Genomic DNA, 24550 nt, shown 5'->3' with positions numbered 1-24550 from the left:
GCAGCTAACTAACTGCCGTTTTTAATTTTCTTGGGATTTTGCTTATTCCATAGGTTGAGTAAGGTTTACTTTTTTGAAAAAGCTGCACAAATTCATTTTGCCAAACAACTTCGGAAGGGTTAAAACTGTAAGTCTGTGGTGAATCCCAACGATAGATAAAAGCATAATCGTATGTAGTATTAGAAGTTGCTTGTTCTACTTGGTGTAAATCACTATAAATACTGCGGTAGGGCGTATAAAATTTCACTCCCGGTGGAGTACCTAATAAACCCGGAAGCGCATGCATATAGAGACTTTTAGCCTTTCGGGCTTCTGCCAAAAGTACTTTGGAGCCTCGCGGCAATAGCTTTGCTGGCTCATTGAAACGCCCACTCCGTTTCAAGCGCACCAACATTTGATCGTTGAAATCTTTAACCACTTCTAGCCTACCGTTTGGCGCGTAAAAAGCAGGCAAGGCTTTTTTTGCTGCGTCAGTTAGTACAGCTTTATGGATTATCGCAAATTTAACGCCCAAACCCTCCAGCATATCAATACTACTATCCGCCGGAAAATCGCTTAATTCATTTAGCATACGACTATAGCCCGGCGGTAAAATATTGGCGCTACCGTTAAGTAAGGGGCGTTTAAGCCCTAGTCCATAAACGAGGTAAGCAGGGCGTGTATTGATGGAATTAGAACCGCTCAAGGGAAGGTCAACCATCAAAGTATCAAGCGGGACAATAGAATTTGCTTCAGGGGTATTCACAAACCATTTATAAAGTTCAGGCGCATTTTCATTTAAGCCAATCGGGGTAGGAGGATTGGAAAAGGGCCAACCGGGTGCAATAAAATCTGTTGTCACCAGCGATATAGTGATAAGCGCTACTAAAATTGGGGCATATGACAGGCTTGACGCTTTCTTACGGTTCCACCTGAAACATTGTAAAGCGGCTACGCCATACCCGGCGCACATTGCCAGCCCTAACATAAGTAATTGGGCGAACCGGAAAGGCACGCGCAATGAATCAAAGCCCGGCACTAGCTGATATAACCATTGGTAAGGTAATGGAATATCAGTAGGGCTTTGCCCAAAATTATCAAGATTCAAAGCAGGCCCAAATGACAGGAGTAAACCAGCCAGCGCGACTAGAGCAAAAACCCAACGCCCTACGCCTAGCCTTCTTCCAAAAGCCAACCCAATAGCTGCCAGCAGCAATACCGACAAGCCCGGATACATTGCACGTTCGGGGCTTGTTTTAAGTTTAAAAATGCCGCGTTGAATAGGCTGATATTGCCAGCTTTGCGGGTTCGTCTGTAAAAAACTAGGGGGTGCGGCACTCCAATAACGCGCTTCCACCAAACTGCGCTTGAAATCATATTTCTGCTGATTTTCCAAAAATGGTAGCACAAAAGGCAACACAGCCACCAGAATAATAACAGCGACTCCCGCTAGTGATAGCAACTGAACCGCCAGTTTCCTATATTCAGGCGCGGTTTTTTTAGAATGTCTGCGAATTATCTTTGCCAGTAAATATCCAACAAGACCGCTCTTAAAGCCAAAGTGATACAGCAGATAGATACTGAACAGTATCGCTGCAAAAAAAGCCAGATAACCTGCCACTAGGATTTGAAGCCAGAAAAAGAAGGCAAACAAGCCAAGATTGAGAAAAGCTTGTCGGCTAAGCGGGGGTTTTTCAAAATAAAGCAGCAAGAAGTAAAGCGCAAACATCATCCACTCTTGCGAGGTTATGCCGACATGACCATAATGCGACATGTGCCATGGCGAGAAAGCATAAACCAACCCTGCCACCAGTCCGGCAGTTTTGCTTCCGGTTAGCTTTACTGCCACCAACCACATTGAAAAGCCGCTCAAAACGTAAGCCGCCAAAATTAAAAGGTTAAATGCCAGCACCGGATTATTGGTTAACCAGACGAGAGGGGCGGCTAGTAACGCATTTCCGGTCAATAATTCGTCTAAAGCAATAGCATTAGGCACCGGATACAGCGCATTAGTTTGATATAAATCTAGGGGATTATGCAAAAGATTGTTGGCAATAGTACCGATTCGATAGGTCGAGTCTGCTGGATCACCGAGATCAAAAAGAGTATTGGTAAGATTAACAGGCAAGGGCCACAACTGAATGCAAGAAGCAACTAGAAAAAAACAAAGGGAAAGCCAGTTCGAGTATCTATTAATAAAAAGCTGCAACTTAGTCTTGTTCGACTTAGGCTCAAGCTTACGACTCAGCCCAACCGCTTCCGGTTGTTCTTCTCCATTTTCTTCCAAGCTTGCTCCATACCCTTTCTATAGCGTTTGCTGTGATTCTATATTGCGCTAATTAAACAACAATACTCTTGAATTAGAAGAAAAATGACTTTTGTGTTTAGCAAATTATACCAGACCATCCCCATATTGATAAAATCGGTAAAATTCAGAAGTAATGAAGTAATAGACAATTTGGAAGAATATTTGTATAGTTGATTACTTTCTAGTTGCAAGTTTGGAAAGGGGGTGCATCGCGATGCGCCCACGTTTGCTGGCTAATTACAGATTTAATTGTTAACCTTCTTGAGCAAATTGCCTAAAAGTGAAAATTATATATTTGTAAAAAGGAGTCCTTCTAATTATGAGTAACCTTCGTGGAGCTTTCCAAAAAGGATATTCCGATATAACACCCATTCAGGCGGAACAACGCATAAAAGAGACCAACCCTTTGGTAGTGGATGTAAGAGAACCCAATGAATATGCGGCGGGGCATATCAAGGATAGCGTATTAATCCCGCTCGGTCAGGTAGGTATGCGCATTGATGAACTTGGACCAAAAGAAGGGGAAATTATACTCGTTTGTCATAGCGGTGGTCGCAGTAGTTATGCCGCCAACATGTTGGCGGCGCAAGGTTTTACCAATCTATCGAATATTATCGGTGGTACTATGGCATGGGCACGAGAAGGGCTACCACTTTATAAATAGAATTGTTGCATGAGTTGAAAGCAGGTTCTAAATGGGCGCATTACCACCGCTATATGCAAAATGGCTCAGCGAAATAATACCCGATGAAATAAAGGGTGAAAAACATGCCACCTGTGATAATTGTGCAATGTGTTCGGGCAGTAACGCCGAAGCTAAAAAAACAATCGGCTTCTACAACCCTCTAACCAAATGCTGCACCTATTTACCCGAATTACCCAATTTTCTGGTTGGGCGAATCTTGCTCGACTCCGATCCGGCAGCCGCTTTTGGCAAGCAAGGGGTAGAAGCCCGCATCGAAGCAAAAGAAGCCATAACCCCGTTTGGGGTAGGCAAAACCGATAAATTCACAAAACAATATAAGGATAACCCCAAAGAGTTTGGGCAGAACCTTGAACTGCGCTGTCCTCATTATATCGAGGAGGGCGGGTTATGTGGGATATGGCGCAACCGGAACTCGGTGTGTATGACTTGGTTTTGCAAAAATGAACGTGGGCAGGTATCGCGTGAGTTCTGGAAAGTTATGCACGAGTTCTTGAACGTACTCGAAATAGCTCTTACCCACTGGTGCGTATTACAGCTTGACCCCGGTACGGATTCACTGGCTTACCTTTTCCCTCTTTCCTATGACAGTTTTTTTCCGCCCAAAAGCACCCTCGAACCGGAAGTGTACCAACAAGCATGGGGCAAATGGCTAGGGCGGGAAAAAGAATTTTATATTGAATGTGCGCAACTGGTGGAAAAGCTGAGTTGGCAACAAATAGCAGAAGCCGGTGGAGTAAAGCTGGAAGCTTATCGCCGCTTGTTGGAAGCTGCCAATCAAAAACGTAACACTAAAACCTTACCACCCGCCCTTTACAAAGGAAGATTCAACGTAGTACTGCAGGTAGAAACCTCTGTTATGGTTAGCGGCTATAGCCCCCTCGACCCGATTAATATGCCCGTTGCGCTACACGATACGCTAGATTATTTTGACGGCAAAGCGGTGGAAAAAACACTAGAACAAATCAGGCAAGAAAAAAATCTCAAGCTCAGTGAGGGGCTAGTGCAAAAATTAGTGGACTTCGGGATTCTCGCAGAGAAAAAGCCAGAGAAGGATACTCCTTATAACTCCTCTTTCGGAGAGCTTTAAGCCGAAACTATGAATAAAACGTGCAACTAACCGCTAAGCTTATATTAAAATACTTCACGTATTATTGACAATTACTCCTTTTCTGGTATAATGCATGTGAAGTGATTGTTACGGTTAACACAAATGAACCTTGCAAGCACTCAACATAGTATATATAGTAAGAGTTTGTTTGATATGGAGGCTGTCTCTAAATTTTCTTCCAATGAAGTTGAAGTTAAAATTTATTACCTTTCCGGTAAAGACTCAAACAGGCTCTTGCAAAGGAAAGGAAGTAACTATGTTAACGGTAAACGAAATTGATTCAATAACTCACAGGGAAAACCTGGCTGGAGAAGTTCGGCGCTTATTGTTTGAAGAATTGCGCAAAGCAACAGCACAAAATGATTGGCAAAGAATAGCCACTATCATCTACTACCTCAAGGGTAGCAGCAAATAACGCCTAGTAATACTGGAAACCGGATTCAATGATCAGACCGGAAGCCAGCCACAAAACTGAATAGCGAACTGTAATGAGGCAGAACCGCTTTAACCGGCTTTTTCTGCCGGAGCGAGCGGTTCTGTCCCCCTAAAACCCCTAACTTTTCAAAACCATTTAGCTACCTAACCCGGCGATAAAACGTAAACCGGACATACCCGGCATATAAAAATACCCTCCCGCTCGGACGGTTACAAAACGTGGCAGATTTTCAATCTGTGTACGTAAGGGCTTGCGCTGAATGGTCATAGTCGAACTTACCCCTTCTTCGTTGCTACCGAGAAGCGGGTCTTTATTATCGTAAAGCCCGTCGAATTTGGGGTCATTCACCCACGTTTGCTGGATAAATTCAAACTGACGTTTGATGTCGGTATTTATCGCGATAAATGCTATGCCACGCGGTTGCTCGGTATCGGCTACAAATTTATCGGCTGAATTTTGGCGCTTTATCCGGTTGAGATATTCCACCACATCTTCAGGATATTCAGGACCATAAACTCTCCCCCGCCTGATGATTCGATGTCGCCGCACCGCCGTAGTTGACTCATCTGTACCGGGCATCAACGAGTCGCGTGGGTTTGTGCGCCGAATGTGCGAACCAACCGGGCAACCATAGCCCGCCTTATCGTCATTGGCAACAAATTTAAAAGTGTTATTCCGTTTCGGGTCGGCGGCAAGCGCAGGATTATCATGCTCAGGGCTTAAGGTTAGCGGCGCACCGCTTCGCCAACGTCCTACAAACTTTGCGGCAATATAATCTGCCATTTTAGAATCATTAGCGGCGGCAGCATAAACAAAATTCCAGAAAGTAGTTATATCCTGCTCTAGCTTGCGATAAACCAAATATGTGCCGTTGCGTGATAATTTTGGTTCACTTGAAACAGGCGGCAGGTAATTGTATTCATTGTAATATCCTTGAATAAACTCTCCGGTGGCTATGGTTTCAGCCCCCGCGCCCATTTCTTCATCTTTCGTATTTAGCCCTGCCAAGCCCGGTTGTGAAAGCCCATCCTTAAAACCGAACGGCTCACGTCCATGTGCCGGACGATAGCTGTATTCCTCCGCAAGCTGAGTCAGCCCGAAACGCTCCCAGTTAGCGCGCTGCCTTTGCACCAACTCCTTCAAAGCAGGCTGATCGGCGGCGAATAGCAGCAACATAAAGTGGATGGGCTTGTTCTTGACACCCCCAAATTCCCAGTTAGCCGGGTCGCTTGGGCCGGTGTCGCCCAGACGACGCGAACGAGCAGGCAATTGAGCGGGATTACCGGGAGTCGGGGGCGCGATTCCCTCCCGAAACTCGGTCAAAAACCCTTCCGCTTGAATATTTAGCAAATCAAGCGCGGGAGCAGTGAAGGCGATATTCAAAACCGTCTCAGGTTTGATTAGAGTTCCATCCGCCCTACTAGACCAACGCGCCGCCGATAGTACCTGTGGCACAATTTCCTGCAACCAACTACGCGCCGAGGTAGATTCAGCCATTTGCAAAAAAACGTAACAGGAAACAGGCAAATGCTTATAAGGACTCAACACGAAGCCCTGTATATACTCAAATTCAAGATTAGAAGCGGCTACCATATAGTTTCCTCGTTTATAAACGGCTAGTTAGTTCGTTAAAAGCATCGCTGCTTTTTGCGCCACCAAACAAATTGTCTATCGCTAGGTCATTCAAGATATTCCTAACCGAGTCATTACGATAGGCAGTATAAAATACTGCGGCTGGAACCTGATGATCTATAATTACCTTCTTGAAAGTCTGCAAATCTTTTGCGCCATATTTAGGGTAATTCACGCTAGGGTCGCTATTGCCCCAAATCGAGTTCATTCCGAAAGCAGCCTTATCTACAAAGTCGCCGATATATTGTTCCCAGTTACCGTCGTAATTGCTTTCAAACAGTAGCGTCTTACCATTATCAATGATAATCCAGCGGGCGAAATGGATAGTGCTGATTCCCCCAAGCTCACCCTTATTAAATAAATACCGCGCAGCCATGTTTACTATCCACAGCATAATTTTTAAGGCGCGTAATTGCTTCGGGTCAATCGCCGAAATGGTGGTCATTTCGTTTTGCACCGACTCTAGATAATCGGTTTGCGCTATGCGGGTATCAACTTCAGGGCTTGGTTCTTGAAGCGGTGGAAGCGTTTCGGGAAATAGCCTTATCCCTACGATTTTTCCAAGAACAAAATCGAGAAGTTTTTTCAGCACGTTTCCCAGAAAATCGCGCAAAGGGGCAGTTATAATAGAAATTAGTTTGCCGCCGGTATTATCCCAAATTTTCGAAATAATATTGCCAAAAGCAGGTCCAGACGAAGGCTTGAACTCAGCTTTGATTCCGTCAAGCCCTTTCTGATTAGCCAGCCTTTCAAGAACTGCATGTCGTTCAATAGAATGCTGCACTTCCTGCACCGATTTTCCCGGATAGCCCTGATAGAAAGTATTAACCTGGCAAGAGTTTGCCCGAAGATAATCTTTGAACCGCGCCTTGAAAGCCGGGTCGGTCAAAGAAACGTTCGGGTAGCCCTCGCACGCGCTAAAAATAGCCTCAAGCGCTTTTCCGGCTTTATCCAGCAGCAAATCTATATATTCTTCCCACTCGCCATCATGATTGGCAGAAAAATAGAGGCGCGTTTCCAAATCACGAGTAGCTTTAATACCACCCCCGATAAGTACAAAACGGGCAAAATGGGTGGTAGTAATCTCAGGGAAACGAAGATAAGGATTGTTATTAATGTCGGCTTGGATAGTGTGCAAAATATCTTTAAGCTGAGCTTTTTGCTCAGGCTTGATATTCAGAATGACCGCCAGGGGATGTTGTTGCATCAGCTTTCTCCCTTGGGTAATACAAGTACAAAATTATTACAACCAGAATGGTAAATATTAGGTAAACATTAATTGCATTATATGTTAAGGTTTTTAGCTTAGCAATATGTACAAAGGAGAATTTATTACTAAAAAGGCTACATTATAGGTAGAATCGGCTAAGTGACTGGAGAAGTCTTTTAACCGATTCTACTGGTGCAAGAAGTCGAAAAATGATGAGCAAATTCGAGGTGTAAATCCTGTTAGGCTACCATAGCGCCCGTCATAATTGCCACCGCATCGGACATACTAAACTTGTGCGGTTCAATTACCGTGGCGCGTTTGCCGAGGCGTTGGATATGCACCCGGTCGGAAACTTCAAAAACGTGCGGCATGTTATGGCTGATTAAAATAACCGGCAAGCCTTTTTCCTTGACGCGCCGAATTAAGTCCAGCACCATGCCCGATTCCTTCACCCCTAGCGCAGCGGTAGGCTCATCCATGATAACTACGTGGCGCGCAAAAGCCGCGCTACGTGCCACCGCAACACCCTGTCGCTGACCGCCAGAGAGAGTCTCTACCGCCTGTCGCATCGAGCGTATTCCAATTTTGAGGTCTTTCATATGGTTGGTAGCTTCATCCACCATCCGCTTCTTATCAATCATCCGAAAAACCGAACCCAGAATACCGGGGCGGCGGAGTTCGCGACCTAGAAACAGGTTATCGGCAATATCCAGCGCAGGCGCAACCGCCAAATCTTGATACACCGTTTCTATTCCGGCACGCCGCGCATCTAACGGGCTGTGAAATGTTACCCGCTTACCGTCCAGGTACATTTCACCCTCATCTGGAATGAGCGCACCCGAAAGCGCCTTGATTAGAGTAGATTTACCCGCTCCGTTATCACCGATAACTGCCAGTATCTCACCCGGATACAGTTCAAAATCACAGCCATCCAAAGCAGTAACATGCCCATAGCGTTTAACCAGACCCTTAGCCTGAAGCACCGGGGTTTTAGAAGTGTCGGTCATTTTTGCCTCCTGCGTGCAAGTTGGTCAACTGCGACCGCCAGAATAACCAATACACCAGTAATCAATACTTGGTAGATAGCCAGAACACCCATCAATTGGAGACCGTTTCGGAAAATACCCACAATTAGCGCACCAACCAACGTGCCTATCACACTACCACGACCCCCGAATAGGCTTGTACCGCCCAACACCACTGCCGTAATGCTATCAAGGTTATCGGTTTGTCCTGCTTGCGGGTCACCCACTTCGGTACGTGCTACCAGCAACATTCCTGCTATACCATAAACCAAACCTGCCACACTATAAACAATTACCAGCAAACGGCGGGTATTGATACCAGTCAAGCGGGCTGCTTCCGCGTTGTTCCCCAAAGCATACACGTGTCGTCCCACAGCAGTTTGCCTCAGAATGAACCATGTCACTAGAAACAGCAAAACCATCAATACCGTACCATAGGTAATAGCGGTTTCCCCAATTTTGAAGGTATTACCAAAAAATATTAGGATATCCGGGAGGTTGGAAACGGTCTTTTCTCCAGAAAAGATATGGGTCATGGCAAATGCTATGTTCAGTGTACCGAGCGTTACAATAAACGGAGGCAACTGGAGACTAGTTACCAATGTACCGTTCAAGACACCGAACAGAGCGCAAACCGCCAGACCCGCCACGATTGCCACGATTGGCGGAAAACCAAAATCTACCGCAAAACGGGTCATAACTATCGTGCCAAAAGCCATTACCGCCCCGTTGGACAGGTCAATTCCGGCAGTTAGAATTACAATGGTCTGTCCGATTGCCAGCGTACCAACAACCATCACTTGCTGTACCACCAAAGAGAGGTTTGTTCCGGTTAAAAACCGGGGTGATTGTGTGGCAAAAAAGATACTGGCGATAATAAGGGCAAGCAGCGGACCGAGGGTGGAAACATTTAACGAACCGGCGAACATCTCACGCATACGAGTAGTAAAGCTTGGGTCAGCCCTTTCTTGCTCTTGGGTTGCCAAATTGCTCATCATTGAACCCCTTTGCTAATACGTGGTACGAACCTCGCCGAAGGTCTGGTTCGTACCACAAACTTACAACTTATCTATTAACCCCAGCAATTATCTTTGCCGAACTGAACATCCTTGGAGTCAATGCCTGTTACAGCCTTCCCGGCGATTAGAGTTACGCCGGTGTCAGTGTAACCGGACACCTTCTTGCCGTTCTTGGCATAGTCCACCACTGCATCTACACCCTGAACCGCCATCTTGAGCGGGTATTGCTGCGAGGTAGCGGCAATCTTCCCATCAACCACACCCTGTACGCCGGTGCAACCACCGTCAACCGATACAATTGTTACATCTTTATCCTTGCCCGCAGCTTTCAAAGCGGTATATGCGCCCAAAGCGGCAGGTTCGTTAATGGTGTAAACAAGGTTGATGCCGGGGTCTTTCTGGAGACAGGTTTCCATCGCGGTCTGACCCTTTGCCTGATCACCGGCGGTGTATTGAGCGCACACTATGGAAGCATCGCCTTCCTTGATTCCAAAGCCCTGAAGGAAGCCGTTATGGCGCAAATCACCTACGGTAATACCGGGGTTAAGGTCCATCATTGCAATCTTGGCAGCCTTAGTACCAAAAGCTGCTTTGGCATACTGCCCGATCAACACCCCGGCTTTCAAGTTGTCAGTAGCGAACAAAGCATCGGCGGCATCCTGCGGGTCAAGCGGGGTATCCAGCGTAATAACCAGCACGCCCGCCGCGCGAGCTTTCTGAACGGTGGGAACAATCGCTTTGGTATCGCTCGGCACTAACAAAATACCTTTAGCGCCCGCAGTAATCATATTCTCTATAGCAGTAACCTGACTGGCATTGTCGCCGTCAAACTTGCCAGCCGCAGTTAAGAGCTTGACACCTTTGGCATCGGCTTCCTTCTGCGCGCCTTCTCGCATTTTCACAAAGAAGGGGTTAGTTTCAGTCTTTGTAATAAGTCCAACTATTACCTGACCACCCGAAGCGCCGGCAGCGGTTGTAGCGCCTGCGGCAGTAGCCGCCCCTGCGGTAGTGGCAGCCGGAACAGGGGTAGCAGTATTATCGCCACAAGCAGCCAGAAAGATTTGTCCTACCAAAACAACCAAAACTAAAACGGGCCAACTCCGCCGAATCTTAGAGCGTCGGTTGGAACCGGATACCTTTCCTAACAACATTGTTATCCTCCTCATAATTCACTTGCGTATGCGTTAACTAAGAAGAACCGACTGTGAACACAGTGCGGTTAGAACACCAACTTTGGTTAATTCTCTACAAGGCAAGCTTTTGTAACGGAAATTCAACCCAAGGCTATAAAATCGTGGCAAAGCGAAATTTAAATTTTGTTTTTCTTCGAGGGTACAGAACTCTCCATATGTATGTGGTATGAGTATAAAACACACCCATAAAGAGGTCAATAATACAAAGATTTTGCTTGTTTGAGAATGTTATCGGTAACATTACAATATCACAACATTTTCTCGCTGTCAATACCTGATTCGTGCTTGATTTTTTTGAAAAGGTTGTTACACTTGTTTAGGATAGAATTATATTATGTTACGGTTATCAAATCTGATTCTGTGGGAAACTATATAAATATGGCAGTAACAATTCGCGAAGTAGCGGACCGTGCCGGTGTTTCTACAATGACCGTATCACGAGTCTTGAATGATAGTAACCGGGTGCAGCCTGAAACAAGGCAAAAAGTAGAGCGGGCTATCGCTGAGCTTGGCTATGTACCCAATGGGTTGGCGCGAGGATTATCCAGCCAAAAAACCGGAGTTGTGGCGCTAATCGTGCCGGATGTTGCCAATCCCTTCTTTACAAAGTTGGTGCGCGGCGCTGAAAATGTCGCTTGGCATAACGGCTTTCGGGCTATTTTGTGCAATACAGAAAATGACTTAAACCGGGAAAAAGCCTATCTTCAAGATATGACGGCGCAGCGCGTAGAAGGGTTAATTATCGCCCCCACTTCTGACCAGACCCGCCAACATCTCAAAGCGCTTGAGCAACACAATATTCCGGTAGTAATGGTTGACCGCTCGGTAGAAGGGCTGGAGTACGATTTGGTGGAAGGCGATAACCAAACCGGAGCGCGTCGCCTCGTTGAACATTTAATTAGTCTGGGACATCGCAATATTGCATTTATCAACGGACCTTTGAATATCTCCACCTCTCGCGATCGCTTGAAAGGCTATCGTCAAGCGTTGGAAGCCGCCCAATTAAGCTATAAATCAGAGTTGGTTATCCAGACTAAAGTAGATCAAAACGGGGGCTATCAAGCTGCCAAAAAAATCCTAAAACTCAAAGAACGACCGGATGCCATTTTTGCCGTTAATAATCTTGTGGCGGTGGGAGTGGTGCAGGCTGCCGAAGAAATAGGGCTGGCTATACCCAAAAACCTTGCGCTGGTTTGTTTTGACGATATTGAATATGCTTCGATAATCTGCCCTTTCCTAACCGTTATGGCGCAACCGGCTGAGTCGTTTGGTACAATTGCACTACAACTTTTGCTGGATCGAATCAGCGGACGCGCCATAGAGCAACGGCATGTTACGTTAGCGGCTGAACTGATAATTCGTGAATCTTGTGGCGCAAAGCTGGCTAAAAATCGCCGAAAAGAGCAACCCTAGTTAAAATCAAGCGCTACTTGGCGGCAAAGTTTCTAAGCTTGCGTTGTGCCAGCTTTTCTATAGTTTCAACGTTAAGTGTCCCTTCAACACCGTCATCAAAAGCGGAAACAAGCGCGGCAGTCGCTACTTGCCAAACACTCAACGGGTTATTCTGGCGCATGGTTTTACCGATTAGCGGCAACGAGCCAAAAGCCTTGAGCGCATTTCCCGCCAAAATAGTAGGAGCGCGACGTTCCCCATACACTAAACCGGGGCGCAAGATAGCCAACTGATAGCTATGCCCTTTTAATGCCGCTTCTGCTTTTCGCTTTGAATCATAAAAGGCTGGCAAAAGGGAGACTTGTGAATTTACCGACAGATAAATTACTTTTGCAACGCCCGCCTTTTCCGCTTCACGCGCTACTACCTCGGCAGTGCCGATATTAACGCGCTGATAGGTTGAATCTTTGCCGTTTTCGATGATAATTGAAACGCAATGTATTACCGCTTTACAGCCTTGAAGATTCTCAACCCAATCTTCGGGCTTGAGTACATCGGCTTTTACCCATTCCACCTTATCAGCCCAACCCTCTTTTAGTGAACCGCGCCCCTTACGTGCCACACCTACCACCTTATGCCCCATTAGAACCCCTAATCGGCAAATTTCCGAGCCTATAAAACCATTTGCGCCCGTTACCAGAATCTTTTCTTGCATTCCCCTATTCCTTTATTTTACGTTTGATAGTTATTTCGTAGCCCTATTTTACCCCTTATTCAGACAGTGAGCTATTTACAAGCGTTATCGCTTGAAATAATGTAATTACTCAGGTCGTTTGAACGAAAAAGGGTGCAGGGGAATCCCTGCCGGGGTCGCAAAGGGTGTCTCCTTGAACTCATCTCTCTTTTCCCCCTTGTGAGGGGGTGAGTAATTACGAAATAATATGCCTTCAAATCGGTTTGACACCGGGCAAAAAATGTCTGAAAATTTAACCGTATTCGGTTTTCCCGCCCGATAATTATAGCCCTCAAAAAGGATGTTGCGATGAACTATTCTTTCAAACTGAGCGATGAACAAAAGGCTATCCGCGAAGGCGTAAGAGATAGTTGCGCCCGTTATCCCGATACCTACTGGCGCGAGGTGGATGAGAGGCGTGGTTATCCTGAAGCCTTTGTAACGGAACTGACCAAAGCGGGTTGGCTGGCAGCTTTAATCCCTGAAGAATACGGTGGCGCAGGTTTGGGCATTACCGAAGCCAGTATAATCCTCGAAGAAATTAATCATTGCGGCGGTAATTCGGGCGCGTGTCATGCCCAAATGTATATCATGGGAACACTTTTGCGACACGGCAACCCCGAACAAAAACAGCGTTACTTACCGGGCATTGCCTCCGGCGATTTGCGCTTGCAAGCTTTCGGCGTAACCGAACCGGATGCCGGGTCGGAAACCACCCGTATCAGCACCACCGCCGTCCGCAAAGGTGACCGCTATATCATAAACGGTCAGAAAATCTGGACTTCGCGAGTGCAGCACTCCGACCTGATGCTGTTGTTGGCACGTACTACCCCTTACGACCAACTCAAGGATAAGACTAAGGGGCTTTCGGTATTTCTGGTAGATTTGCGAAAAGCTGGAGACGCGCTGGAAGTGCGCCCGATTTTGAACATGGTAAATCATGAAACCAATCAGGTCTTTATTAATAATCTGGAAGTCCCGGCAGAGAACCTAATCGGCGAAGAAGGCATGGGTTTTCGCTACATCATAGATGGCTGGAATGCCGAGCGTATTCTGATTGCAGCAGAATGTATCGGCGATGGACATTGGTTTATTGAACGTGCCGCCAAATATACCAGCGACCGAATTGTTTTTGGGAAGCCCATCGGGGCGAATCAGGGAGTGCAATTCCCATTAGCCCGAGCCTATGCGGCGGTTGAAGCCGCCGATTTGATGCGCTACAAAGCCGCCGCCCTTTTTGATAGCGGCGAAAAATGCGGCGCGGAGGCAAATATGGCTAAGTTGCTTGCCTCTGAAGCCTCGTGGGATGCCGCTAACGCCTGCCTCAACGCCCATGGGGGCTACGGCTTTGCCTGTGAATACGACATAGAGCGCAAATTCAGGGAAACCCGACTATATCAGGTAGCCCCGATAAATAATAATCTAGTGCTGGCGTACATCGGGCAGCACGTCTTGAATATGCCAAAAAGCTACTGAGCGAGGTGGAAACATGTCTCTAAAACCCGGTTGGGAAAGTCGCTGTTACGAAGATTTTGAAGTGGGGGATGTTTATATCCATCCTAGCGGGCGAACCATTACCTCTACCGATAATAGCTGGTTTACCTTGCTTACCCTAAACACTAACCCGCTGCATTTTGACCATGAATATGCCGCCGCCACTGAATTTAAACGTCCGCTGGTAAATAGCTGCTTCACCATTGCCTTGATTACCGGAATGAGCGTGACAGATGTAAGCCAAAATGCGATGGCGAATCTGGGTTGGGACGAGGTGCGCTTGCCAAACCCCGTCTTTGAAGGCGACACGCTCTATGCCCGCTCGGAAGTGCTGGAAAAGCGCGAATCACAATCACGCCCGAATGTGGGGCTGATTCGAATTAAAACCATAGGCTTCAATCAGCATGGTACAACTGTAATTGAATTCAAGCGGGCAATGCTGATTTACAAACGTGGGCATGTGCCTGAAACAGCCCGCCAAAGAGCGGCAAAGCAATTTGAACAAAAGAGTAGTGAAAGCAATAGTGAGGCATAACAATTCAGCCAGATAGAAAATAGACCTATGTAAGTGAAGGAATCCGAGCGGGGTTCTCAGGGGTGCAACCCCTGTGCGGGGTGGCAAGGGGTGTCCCCTTGAACCCCTCTCTCCTCTTCCCCCCTTGAGGGGGCTGGGGGGTGAATTGTTACAGTGAGACATAGAAAACGCCTGTTTTCTCTTTCAGAATATCATCAGGAGCTTTATATACGTGCTAAAATCATACAAACCTGAAACATTGCAATTAACTCAGGTTGATAAGGCGGCAACGCTGCTTGCCAAAGCTTTTTCCAACGACCCGGCAATGGCATACGCCGTTTCAGATGAAGCAAGCCGAGTTAGCCGTTTAATTCCTTTTTTCAAAGTGAGCTTGCTCTACGGGATGGTATGCGGAACAGTGCAAGCTACTCCCGATGTACAGGGAGTGGCAATCTGGTTTAGCCCTCATCCGAAAAAATTAGCCCTCGCAGATTCGTTAAAATCGGGCTTACTCGCGCAAGGCTTAAAGAGTGTATTCCGCCTTAAGATGCGTGAAATCCAGCGTTTCGTCACAATGGAAATCTATACACAGGAAATGCGCCGAAGGTTTGCACCTGAGCCTCACTGGTACTTGCAAATCCTCGGAATTGACCCCACCCTCCATGGTCGTGGGCATGCTCGCGCACTTCTCCAGCCAATGCTCGATAAAGCCACAAGTGAAGGGTACGCCTGTTATCTTGAAACAATGAAAGAAACCAACGTTGCAATATATCAAAAGTTAGGCTTTCGGCTTGCCGGGAAAGGGATTGTGCCAAAAGGCGGCCCGGATGTCTGGTTTATGGTGGCAGACGCATAGCGATTACTCCCCACTGGTAAGTTTGGGGGATTGAATTGGAAAGAGGAGATAATTAATGGGTAAGCCCGAAATTTTATGTTTGGGAGAGGCTTTGATTGATATGGTTCCTCCTGAATTGGGAACCAGCATTATAGAACGGGGTGAATTGCGGATAGCCGCGGGGGGCGCACCTGCCAACGTAGCGGTAGGGCTGGCACGATTGGGTAGCCCGGTGGGCTTTATCGGCAAGGTTGGGGCTGATTTCTTCGGGCAACATCTGAAAAATTTACTGGCTAAAAACGGAGTCGATGTAACCTTCTTGCTAAGCGAAAAACGCGCTAATACCTGCCTTGCTTTTGTAACTTGGAACGAGCGAAACGATGCCGAATATCTCTTTTATCGCAACCCTTCCGCCGACACTCTATTAGAACCGAGCGATATTGACTCAGAATATTTGACTAACGCCAAGGTTTTACAATTCGGCTCGCTTTTGCTGGCAACCGAACCTTCCGCCAGCGCCACTTATCACGCCCTAGAACTCGCCAGCAAAGCGGGGGTGCTGCTCTCTTATGATATAAATCTACGCTTATCGGTCTGGGCAGATGAAGCTACCGCCCGGAAAGCGGTAGTCCAGCCACTTGCATACGCCAACATCGTGAAGCTGAATCGCGCCGAGCTAACTTTCATTACGGGCGAAACCGATTTAGAAGCGGGGTGCAAGAAATTGTGGCGAGAGCAATTCAAGCTGGTAATAGTTACGCTGGATAAAGATGGCTGCTATTACCAAACCAAAACCGCGCAAGGCTACGTCCCGGCTTTTGTCGCCGAAGTGGTTGATACGGTGGGAACGGGAGACGGCTTTTTGGCGGGAATGCTGGATCAACTCTGGCGCGGCAATTTTAACTTTGAGGATGCCAAGCTGATAGAAAAAGCTTGTCGTCAGGCGGCAGCAGTAGGCTCAATCGTAGTGGGGCGTTCGGGCGGTATTCCGGCAATGCCCACCCGTCAGGAAGTAGATCAATATCTGGAGTCGCACCCGGCGAAATAAGGAAACCGGGAGCATCGCGATGCTCCCACCCGTCCCCCGAACCGCATCCGAACGAGGCGGTTTTAATTCGTAGGGGCGTATTTGAATACGCCCCATGGTCGTCAATTTAAAAAGAATGGGAAGTAGACAAAAGAAAGTACCTGTGGCAAAGATTTAATTGCAAAAAAAAACCTTAAGCCAAACACAGGTACTTTCATGGAAAAGCTTAAACAAATAGCGGGGAATTTGCAAGCCCTATTTAATGAAACAGCGCAACATCTGGCAGTGGAGACGGGTTTTCGACAACGCCGTTCAAAACTGGATGGCGCCACATTCGCCAAAGCGCTAATCGGAGGCTGGCTGTCCAATCCTGAGGCAAGTCGGAGTGAACTGGCACAAATAGCCAAGGTTAGCAAACAAGCGCTTGACCAGAGTTTTACAAGCCAAGCGGCAAGTTATTTACAGGCTTTGTTAGGTTGGTGTGTAGAAAAAATGCTAGGGCAGGAACCAGCGAGTTTGAGCCTACTGCAACGCTTCAAAGGGGTGTATGTACTGGATAGTTCGACTATCAGTTTACCGCCAACCTTGAGCGCCCATTGGCAAGGGTGTGGGAAAGAGGGTAGTCAAAGTGAGGCTGGTCTGAAACTGCACGTGGGTTTGGAACTGCTAAGCGGGGCGCTACTGGGACCGGAATTAAGTCCAGCCCGTCTGCACGATCGGCAAGGACCGCATCAAAAGCTAAGTTTACCAGCGGGAGCGCTACGGATAACCGATTTAGGCTATTTCAAATTGGCACGATTGAAAGAATTAGAAGCGCAAGCGGTATTGTACCTAACCAAAGCTCAAACCGGACTACAAGTGTACGGGGCGCACCAACAACCCCTAGCTTTGAGTAAATGGTTGGGACAGCAGTCACAAAAGCTGATAGATAGGGTAGTAGAGGTGGGGGTAAAAGAACGTTTGCGCTGTCGGTTAGTGGCATGGCAAGTACCTTCTGGAGTAGTACAAACTCGTCAGCAGGCTTTCAAGGAGTTGGCACGCAAGCAGCAGCGTCCGGTCAGCGCCGAACGTCAAGCCTTAAGCTACTGGAGTGTGTATCTAACCAATCTATCGCAGGAGCAGGCTAGTCCCGCAGAAGTGGCAGTATTGTATCGGTTACGCTGGCAGATTGAACTTCTTTTCAAATTGTGGAAAAGTGGGGGTGGATTGGAACGCTGGCATAGCCACAAGCCTTGGGCGATATTATGCGAAATATATGCCAAACTGATTGGGCAAATTATTCAGCACTGGTTAGTGCTGGCAGGGGTATGGCAAGAAGCGGAACGCAGTCTCATCAAGGCTAGTCGTATTGTGCGAGCACACGCCCGCAGCTTACTGTTTCGTATTGATAATCCGCCCCACTTACTGCAAGAATTGATTTATATTTGTGCTAGTATGCAAAAAGGCTGTCGTTTGGATAGGAAAAAATCCAAACCCTCCAGTTTTCAGCTGCTTAATAGTCCTCCTATTTTGCTTCCGCAGCTCTTAAATTGACGACCATGGGGCGTATTTGAATACGCCCTTCGTTGGACGGCTACGGAGTAGGCGTTGGTGTTGGAGTTGGTGTTGGTACAGCCGCAGCAATTACATTCAGGTTATCCCGCTCGGTCATTGGGTAACACAACGACTCATCCGCACTCCAACAAACCACACCCGTTAGAGCGTACTTTCCTACTTTTAAATTTGTAGTTACCAGCGCATGCCAACCGCTCAAAATGGTCAGCTTCACGCTTAGAATCGGCGCGGTTGAATCGGCAGGAGTCAAAGTTACATTTATGTGATTGGCATAACCACCTGAAACGGTTGCAGTTACAGGCAAGCCGCTATCAATTGGGAAACTCGCGCCACTTAAGGAGGCAGCAAATTCTGCCACCGGACGCGCCACAGATAGGTTCACAGGCGAAACCAACGCAAGCGTACACACCGATTCATCCGGGCTGCGGCAAGCATTAGCCAACAGCGTGAGGTTATCAACGGGTGGAATAGCGGTAGTATCAAACTGATATTGCCACCGAGAAGCCGCATTTGCCTTTCCCAATTTTACTATTGTGGGAGTAGGAGTAACTGTGCCTGTAACCGGAGTAGGCGTGGCAGTTAGCGGCGCAATATAACTGGCAGAAAGGCTGATATGGTCAACTGTCCCTTTGACCGAAAAACTTATCGGGACTGTACCGCTCAAAACTGTCCCATTCGGGGGGGTAATAAAAGTCGCGCTGATGGGGCTAGGCTGCACGTTCAAAGCGACTTCCACCTTCCCGCCGTTCGAATCGAGCAACAAGCGTGCGCTGGTAGGCGCATCCAGCACCAACGGTCTGACTACAGATACCGTAAGGGTTATGCTCTGTCCGGGGCTTAGAGTGCCACTGGCAGGAGAAAGGCTACCCAACAGGGTAGTACCGCTAAATACCCCACTCCAATTTATAGCCGAAGTTCCGCCATTGCTGATAACTAAGGGTAAGTCGCTGGCATCGGGCGCAAAATTCAGTACAGACGCGCTTGTTTGCAACACCTGAGTAGGGGTTGAGGTGGCAGTAGGGGTAACAGTCGTAGCCACAGTAGCGCTCACGCTGGTGGTTGTGACAGTGGCAGTTATACCCGGCGTAACGGTAGTCGTTAGCGTTGGAGAGAGAGTCGGAGTGGTAGCAGTAACGGTGGCAGTAGCCGTAATGAACGGCGTTTGCGTGGAAGAAGTAATCACCGAAGTAGGGGTTATTGTCGGTGAAAAAGTAGGTGTAATCGAAGGTTTCGGGGTAACGGTAGCCGACAGCGTTAGAGTAGCGGTTAGCGTTACAGGCGTGTAAGTAGCGGTAGGCAAGGGTGTTGATGTCGGGTTGGCAGCGGGCGCAACCACAGGAGTGGGGATAAAAGCGGGGGCAGCCTGTCGCGGCGCAGCGGTAGGTTGATCGCCGGGCAACACCCTGAAAGTAAAGCTCTCGGTAGCCGAAACGTTTCCCGCCACATCAGTAGCGCGATAAGTAACGGTATGATAGCCTTCCTGACTTACTTCCAACACGCGATTAAAGTTAGTATCGGTACTGTAAAGATCCCATTTGCCCCCGTCAAGTTGATATTCAATGCTGGTTACGCCACTCAGCACATCAATTCCGGTTAGCCGAATCCGGGCGGTGCCTTTTATTTCAGGCGGCTGGTTTTGCCCTTGAACACTTTGCGTAGCGCCTAAGCAAGGCGAGGGTTGGGACGCACCAACGCCCGGAATCAGATTTCCGGTGTTGGTATCGCTCAATAAAGTGGCAACCACTCGCGGCGGGGTGCGATCAATCGTAAACTTGAAGCGCGTCACCCCCACCAAATTGGTATTAGAAGGCGCGGGACCTCTCGTATCGTCCCAAAGTCGCAAGCTGATATTTATGTAGTAAATTCCTTCTTTTTCCAGCCGCATCCCCTGAATATAAGGTTGGGTAGCGGCGCTCTTGCTGGCTGCTGATGAGCTTGGGGTAAGCGTAGAGCATGGCTGGGGCGCTACCCCCGGTATCAGTCCCGGAGAAGAAGGATTTGCATTGTAGCTATCCCCGGAGTCCGGCGCAACATTCACCACCTCTGCCGTTATAAGGCTGGTGCTTGCGCCCTTTATTTCACCTAGCGTAACCGGGTTGCGATAAACCGCGCCGTCAGAAATGCCTGTCACCGAAACCGGTTCACCTTCAGAAGCTACAAGACGATTGCAATTGTGTCCGGGACCGCTGTAAGTCACAATCCAAGTGGGGTTATAGCCCACGTTGAAAAAATATTGCAGGGTTTTATTAGTGCTGCCATCCCACGGGTCGGTAACGGCATAATTTGCGCCGTTCGCCCCACCGCCCGAAGTTACCACCACAAAGTGCATGCCGGTTTTCCCACGCACCATGCCCACAATTGCCGGGTCACCCGCACGCAAAACCTCATCCAATTTATCCCAGCTAAAATCAGGACGATTTCCACCAGAAATTACGCCATTGGTGCAACGCGGCACTTGTGACCAATAGAGGGGGTCGGCGTAAGGTCCGAGGCAAGCGTTTAGCTGAACGGGCGTAATACCCATTCCGTAATAATTGAGCAGCATTGTGGCGGAAGCTAAGGCACAACCCGAATCGCCGATTTGTTCACCCGCGCCCTGCATCACCACATTTCGCCATGCGGGGTCATTCTGGCTGAATATCGGTACGCCACAAGCAGAACCACCCGCTACCTGACGCGCATTCAGGTCTTCCCGCACAACCGGGCGGGGCTGTACAGGGCGTGGGGCACTGGTGCTTTCGCCGGTATTGACGTTTATCTCGGTCTGCACCGCGCCGCCGCCGCCCGTATTGGGCGCATTTTCAAAAATAATGGTGCTATTATCCTCGCCCCAACAAAGCGGTAGGCTAGGATTTCCAAAGAATAAATCGGGTTTTAGCTCCGGCGGGGTTGCAATCTTGCGGGGCATCCCGCCCACTTCTACCACCCATAATTCAAGTTGCGAAACGCCACGCGCTGCCAAAACCTCATTCAATTTAAGGTAAGCCAGCCGTTTTTTATCCGGCGACCATACCGGCTTTACCGTCCAGAATCCTTTGGGGATATAGACTAATTCCTGCCGTTCGCTAGGCTTATTCACATCTATAAAGTAGATATGGGCATCATCCATTAGCTGGTTACGCGCCGTCACATAGGCGAGACGGCTGCTATCCGAGGAGAGGGAGAGCAACGAATCGAAAAGACCGGGTAGCCATTCGCCCGGTTCGGTGCGCAAAACCTGCATATCGGTAAGGTCGGGATTGCTTATCCTAATAGCGGTAGTTTTATCGTCACTGAACAGGCTCACCAACTTAGCGGGTTGAATCGCGCAAATCTTTGGTGCGGCATCTGCCTGCTTGATTGTACCGGGCATAGTACCGTTAAACAGCACTACCCCCGATAAAGCTAAGGAAAGAGCCATTAAAAGGCTGAACAGGCTGACACTGGGGATTAAGCGGAAGGGGCGTTTTCTTTTTTTCGGCGCAGTGGGGTCTATTACCGATAGAATAAAGTTTTCGGATGCCAGCGTTTCGCGGGTTTCAACCGACACAAGCACAATCGAGGGTAATAGCCGTTCCGCGCTAACTCCGCTAGGCGGGTTCAAAGTGGCGGTTACAACTGCGGAAGAACGTGCGCCCAACTTCAAAGCGGGAGGGATAAAGCCAAACCAAGCAGGATCAATACCACGCGCCTCAAGCATAAGAAAAGCTGCCTTTTCACCGCTGTTGGTTAGCAAAATGCGTAAGGCTTGTTGTTTTCCGGCTTCAACTTCGAGTGTACCCGAAGACAATTTTAACGAATATTCCATAATCACCGCAGTGAAAGGCTTTAGCGTGATTTTAGTAGAAAGCTGGGCTGGTAATATTTAGTGTTAAATCGTTCCAGTAATATTTATATCATTATTTTATTACCATTATATGAACGCGACAAGGGCTAAAAGGATGCAATAATGTTGTCACATTTTTGTGATTATCTATCTAATTCGACTATAAATGCTACCTACTTCCTTCCTGAACGTTTATAAGATATTCTAGTGCTACAAAAGGGCTATTTCATCAAAGTGCCAAAAGAGTTAAAATAGCGATTACAAGTTAACTATAGAGGCAAGAGGAAAGTCTGTTCAAAATGTCAAAAGGTACAATTCGGGGTGGTATTGTTGTAGTTATACTGTTAAGCCTGTCGCTGCTGCTAACCACGCTTAACCCCGGCACAACCCCCGCGCAAGCAACCGATACCAATGCACCGGTGCGGGTTTCCGGCACACACTTTGTAAACGGTTCAGGACAACCCATTTTTATGATGGGCGCAAACTATGTCGGCAACACCGATCGTGCATGGCTCATGTGGGATAACGACAAGTTTGATGCCGACTTGATAGCACGTAATTTCCAGATGGTTGCCGATGCGGGTTTGAACACGGTTCGCATATTTGTGATGAAACCGCTACGTGATGATATAAATGCCAATAACTTTTCCAAACTGGATAAGGTTTTTGAAATAGCCGCCGCTCGTAAGTTGCTGATTCTGCTCGCCTTTAACGATTATGATGAGCCTGATTTGGCAAAAGAAGCGCAATTGAACAAGCGCATCGTCGCCCGTTACCGCAATAACTCTGCCCTGTTCGGCTACGACTTGAAAAATGAGCCGCAATTCGGCGATGTAGTACCCGCCACCTATCCAGCCGGTACAAACGTGCCGCTACAACGCGACGATTTTATCAAGGCATATGGTGAGCGTATGTCTCAGGCGCAAGTGGACGCTTGGCGACAAACCGCCGAGGGCAAAAGAGTAGTTCCGGCGCGTCTGGATGCCAAAGGCGGCTATTATTACGCTAACGCCTACAAGCTCTATACCGAATTTTTGGCGGATTCTTCCAAATGGGTACTATCTCAGTCCGGCAAAACCACGCTGGATTACATAGATTCTGCCGAATCAAATAAATGGCGTGTTTATCTTGATGCCTTGAGCGGCACATTGGACGCATGGCTCAGCACCCGCTTGCAACCCTTACGGGAAGCCGAACCGGACGCGCCCGTTACCGTTGGTTGGAGCAATATTGTTTTCGCCAAGTTGCAAGCAAACGAACGCCTGAATTTTGTGTCACTGCATCGCTTTGTCTCCGAAGGCTACAGCGGGGTAGTAACTACCATGAACCTGCTGACCAATTTGCAAAGCACTTTCCCCCAACGCCCGGTAACATTGGAAGAGTTTGGTTATTCTAACGCCCATAGCGATGGAGCAACCGTACCGTTGAACGTCACCGCCTCGCAGGAAACCGCCTTATGGTTATTTCTAGCATCACGCGGGTTCGCGGGTGGGCTGAAATGGATGTTGGTTAATTTTCCGTCCGGCTTTAATGCGGTTGAGAATAATTACGGCTTGCTGGATAACAACACCCAACCCAAGCCCTCCTATTACGCGCTAAGCACTTTTGCCGCTTTTATGCGCGGCGAGAATTTCTTGCCTACCCTTAATCTGTCCGATTTAAAACCGGACGGTAGCAACATTTATTACCTTTATGAGGGAGCGCACGCCCTATTTACCAACGCCACAAACCGCCAAAGTGGGGTGATACGCTTTACTCAACCCCAAGCTTCGCCTTTCTCGGCATTCTGGCAAGGGGCGGATTTATGGTTGCTGGCAACGCAGCCTACCCCAATTACGCTCGACCTTGACACGCTTTTCCCCTTCCGTGACAAGAGTGCGCAGCTAAAAATTACTACACCGGGTTTGCCTGATACAAATATGACAAGTGGCGCGGCGAGCCTTAATTTCAATGCCGAAGCGAACCGACTGTATTATATCCACGTCCCGGCGCAACCGCCCGCTTTCAAGAAAGTTGCCGCGCTTGGTAACGGCGCGTGGTATTTCCCCGAAACCGGACATAACCTGAAAGGCAGTTTCCTAACTTACTGGCAAAATAACGGCGGTTTGGCAATGTACGGTTATCCGCTTAGCGAAGAATTAACCGAAAACGGCTTCACCGTACAGTATTTCCAAAGAAATCGTTTTGAATACCACCCTGAAAATAAGGGGACGCGCTACGAGGTATTGCTAGGCTTGCTAGGAAGCGATATAACTGCCGGACGCAGTCAAGAAGCCGCCTTCCGCAGTGTTACTGCCTTTACCTCCAACGCCAACAGCCTTTATTTTAAGGAAACTGGGCATAGCCTTAGTTATGGCTTCCGCTTCTACTGGGAACGTAACGGTGGGCTGGCGCAATTCGGATTCCCCATCAGCGAGGAATTTAGCGAATTAAACCCTGCCGATGGCAAAATATATACGGTGCAATATTTCCAACGGGCGCGTTTTGAATACCACCCGGAATTAAAGGGGACACGCTTCGAAACACTGTTGGGCTTGCTAGGCTGGCAAGTAGTAATTGGGCGCGGTTGGCTATAGAAAA

The 24550-nt window shown here is 48.0% G+C and carries 18 protein-coding genes; 10 read left to right on the top strand and 8 right to left on the bottom strand.

Annotation, left to right across the window (positions count from 1 at the left end):
* Positions 1 to 4: 4 nt before the first annotated feature.
* Entirely contained in the window at positions 5 to 2266 is a 2262-nt protein-coding gene (locus OZ401_RS22785) for a glycosyltransferase family protein (RefSeq protein ID WP_341470828.1), read from the bottom strand.
* A gap of 340 nt (positions 2267 to 2606) precedes the next feature.
* Between OZ401_RS22785 and OZ401_RS22780 the strand changes: the two genes are divergently transcribed.
* The 3 genes from OZ401_RS22780 to OZ401_RS22770 all read left to right on the top strand — a co-directional run bounded on the left by OZ401_RS22780 (position 2607) and on the right by OZ401_RS22770 (position 4516).
* Positions 2607 to 2951 (top strand): rhodanese-like domain-containing protein, encoded by a 345-nt coding sequence (locus OZ401_RS22780; protein WP_341470827.1) that lies wholly within the window; start codon positions 2607 to 2609, stop codon positions 2949 to 2951.
* Positions 2952 to 2982: 31 nt separating this feature from the next.
* Positions 2983 to 4080 (top strand): hypothetical protein, encoded by a 1098-nt coding sequence (locus OZ401_RS22775; protein ID WP_341470826.1) that lies wholly within the window; start codon positions 2983 to 2985, stop codon positions 4078 to 4080.
* 277 nt (positions 4081 to 4357) lie between these two features.
* Positions 4358 to 4516, top strand: coding sequence for a hypothetical protein (locus tag OZ401_RS22770; protein ID WP_341470825.1), 159 nt, complete (start codon positions 4358 to 4360; stop codon positions 4514 to 4516).
* Between the two features lie 156 nt (positions 4517 to 4672).
* Here the strand turns inward: OZ401_RS22770 and OZ401_RS22765 are convergent, their stop codons facing one another.
* The 5 genes from OZ401_RS22765 to OZ401_RS22745 form a co-directional block, all read right to left on the bottom strand.
* Positions 4673 to 6130 carry a Dyp-type peroxidase gene (locus tag OZ401_RS22765; protein ID WP_341470824.1) on the bottom strand — a complete coding sequence of 486 codons (1458 nt, stop codon included), beginning with the start codon at positions 6128 to 6130 and terminating at the stop codon, positions 4673 to 4675.
* A 13-nt stretch (positions 6131 to 6143) separates the two neighbouring features.
* On the bottom strand, positions 6144 to 7376 hold the full coding sequence (locus tag OZ401_RS22760; protein ID WP_341470823.1) for a hypothetical protein: 1233 nt from the start codon (positions 7374 to 7376) through the stop codon (positions 6144 to 6146).
* A 242-nt stretch (positions 7377 to 7618) separates the two neighbouring features.
* Entirely contained in the window at positions 7619 to 8386 is a 768-nt protein-coding gene (locus OZ401_RS22755; protein WP_341470822.1) for an ATP-binding cassette domain-containing protein, read from the bottom strand.
* Positions 8383 to 9342, bottom strand: coding sequence for an ABC transporter permease (locus OZ401_RS22750; protein WP_341471849.1), 960 nt, complete (start codon positions 9340 to 9342; stop codon positions 8383 to 8385). The genes OZ401_RS22755 and OZ401_RS22750 overlap by 4 nt, the downstream gene beginning before the upstream one ends.
* Before the next feature lie 134 nt (positions 9343 to 9476).
* Entirely contained in the window at positions 9477 to 10574 is a 1098-nt protein-coding gene (locus tag OZ401_RS22745; RefSeq protein WP_341470821.1) for a sugar ABC transporter substrate-binding protein, read from the bottom strand.
* A gap of 420 nt (positions 10575 to 10994) precedes the next feature.
* Here OZ401_RS22745 and OZ401_RS22740 point away from each other — a divergent pair, with 420 nt between their 5' ends.
* A complete protein-coding gene (locus OZ401_RS22740; protein WP_341470820.1) occupies positions 10995 to 12029 on the top strand; it encodes a LacI family DNA-binding transcriptional regulator in 1035 nt (344 codons plus the stop codon).
* 13 nt (positions 12030 to 12042) lie between these two features.
* Here OZ401_RS22740 and OZ401_RS22735 read toward each other — a convergent pair whose 3' ends face one another.
* Complete coding sequence (locus OZ401_RS22735; protein ID WP_341470819.1) at positions 12043 to 12723, bottom strand: SDR family oxidoreductase; 681 nt, start codon at positions 12721 to 12723, stop codon at positions 12043 to 12045.
* A gap of 327 nt (positions 12724 to 13050) precedes the next feature.
* On the opposite strand from OZ401_RS22735, the gene OZ401_RS22730 reads away from it, so the two are divergent.
* From OZ401_RS22730 to OZ401_RS22710, 5 genes are all read left to right on the top strand, one after another.
* Positions 13051 to 14217: an acyl-CoA dehydrogenase family protein gene (locus OZ401_RS22730; RefSeq protein WP_341470818.1), complete on the top strand. Its 1167-nt coding sequence runs from the start codon at positions 13051 to 13053 to the stop codon at positions 14215 to 14217.
* Between the two features lie 13 nt (positions 14218 to 14230).
* On the top strand, positions 14231 to 14770 hold the full coding sequence (locus tag OZ401_RS22725) for a MaoC family dehydratase (RefSeq protein WP_341470817.1): 540 nt from the start codon (positions 14231 to 14233) through the stop codon (positions 14768 to 14770).
* Positions 14771 to 14981: 211 nt separating this feature from the next.
* Positions 14982 to 15605 carry a GNAT family N-acetyltransferase gene (locus OZ401_RS22720; protein WP_341470816.1) on the top strand — a complete coding sequence of 208 codons (624 nt, stop codon included), beginning with the start codon at positions 14982 to 14984 and terminating at the stop codon, positions 15603 to 15605.
* Positions 15606 to 15660: 55 nt separating this feature from the next.
* A complete protein-coding gene (locus tag OZ401_RS22715) occupies positions 15661 to 16632 on the top strand; it encodes a carbohydrate kinase family protein (RefSeq protein ID WP_341470815.1) in 972 nt (323 codons plus the stop codon).
* A gap of 195 nt (positions 16633 to 16827) precedes the next feature.
* Complete coding sequence (locus OZ401_RS22710; RefSeq protein WP_341470814.1) at positions 16828 to 18144, top strand: IS4 family transposase; 1317 nt, start codon at positions 16828 to 16830, stop codon at positions 18142 to 18144.
* Positions 18145 to 18184: 40 nt separating this feature from the next.
* Here OZ401_RS22710 and OZ401_RS22705 read toward each other — a convergent pair whose 3' ends face one another.
* Entirely contained in the window at positions 18185 to 21934 is a 3750-nt protein-coding gene (locus OZ401_RS22705; RefSeq protein ID WP_341470813.1) for an OmpL47-type beta-barrel domain-containing protein, read from the bottom strand.
* Between the two features lie 335 nt (positions 21935 to 22269).
* Here OZ401_RS22705 and OZ401_RS22700 point away from each other — a divergent pair, with 335 nt between their 5' ends.
* The gene (locus OZ401_RS22700) at positions 22270 to 24546 is read left to right on the top strand and encodes a cellulase family glycosylhydrolase (RefSeq protein ID WP_341470812.1); all 2277 of its coding nucleotides are present in this window, start codon (positions 22270 to 22272) and stop codon (positions 24544 to 24546) included.
* Positions 24547 to 24550: the final 4 nt, after the last annotated feature.

The sequence above is a fragment of the Candidatus Chlorohelix allophototropha genome, assembly GCF_030389965.1.
Taxonomy (GTDB): domain Bacteria; phylum Chloroflexota; class Chloroflexia; order Chloroheliales; family Chloroheliaceae; genus Chlorohelix; species Chlorohelix allophototropha.
The sequence above is the reverse complement of the archived record's forward strand: the minus strand, read 5'-3'. Positions and strand labels throughout refer to the sequence as shown.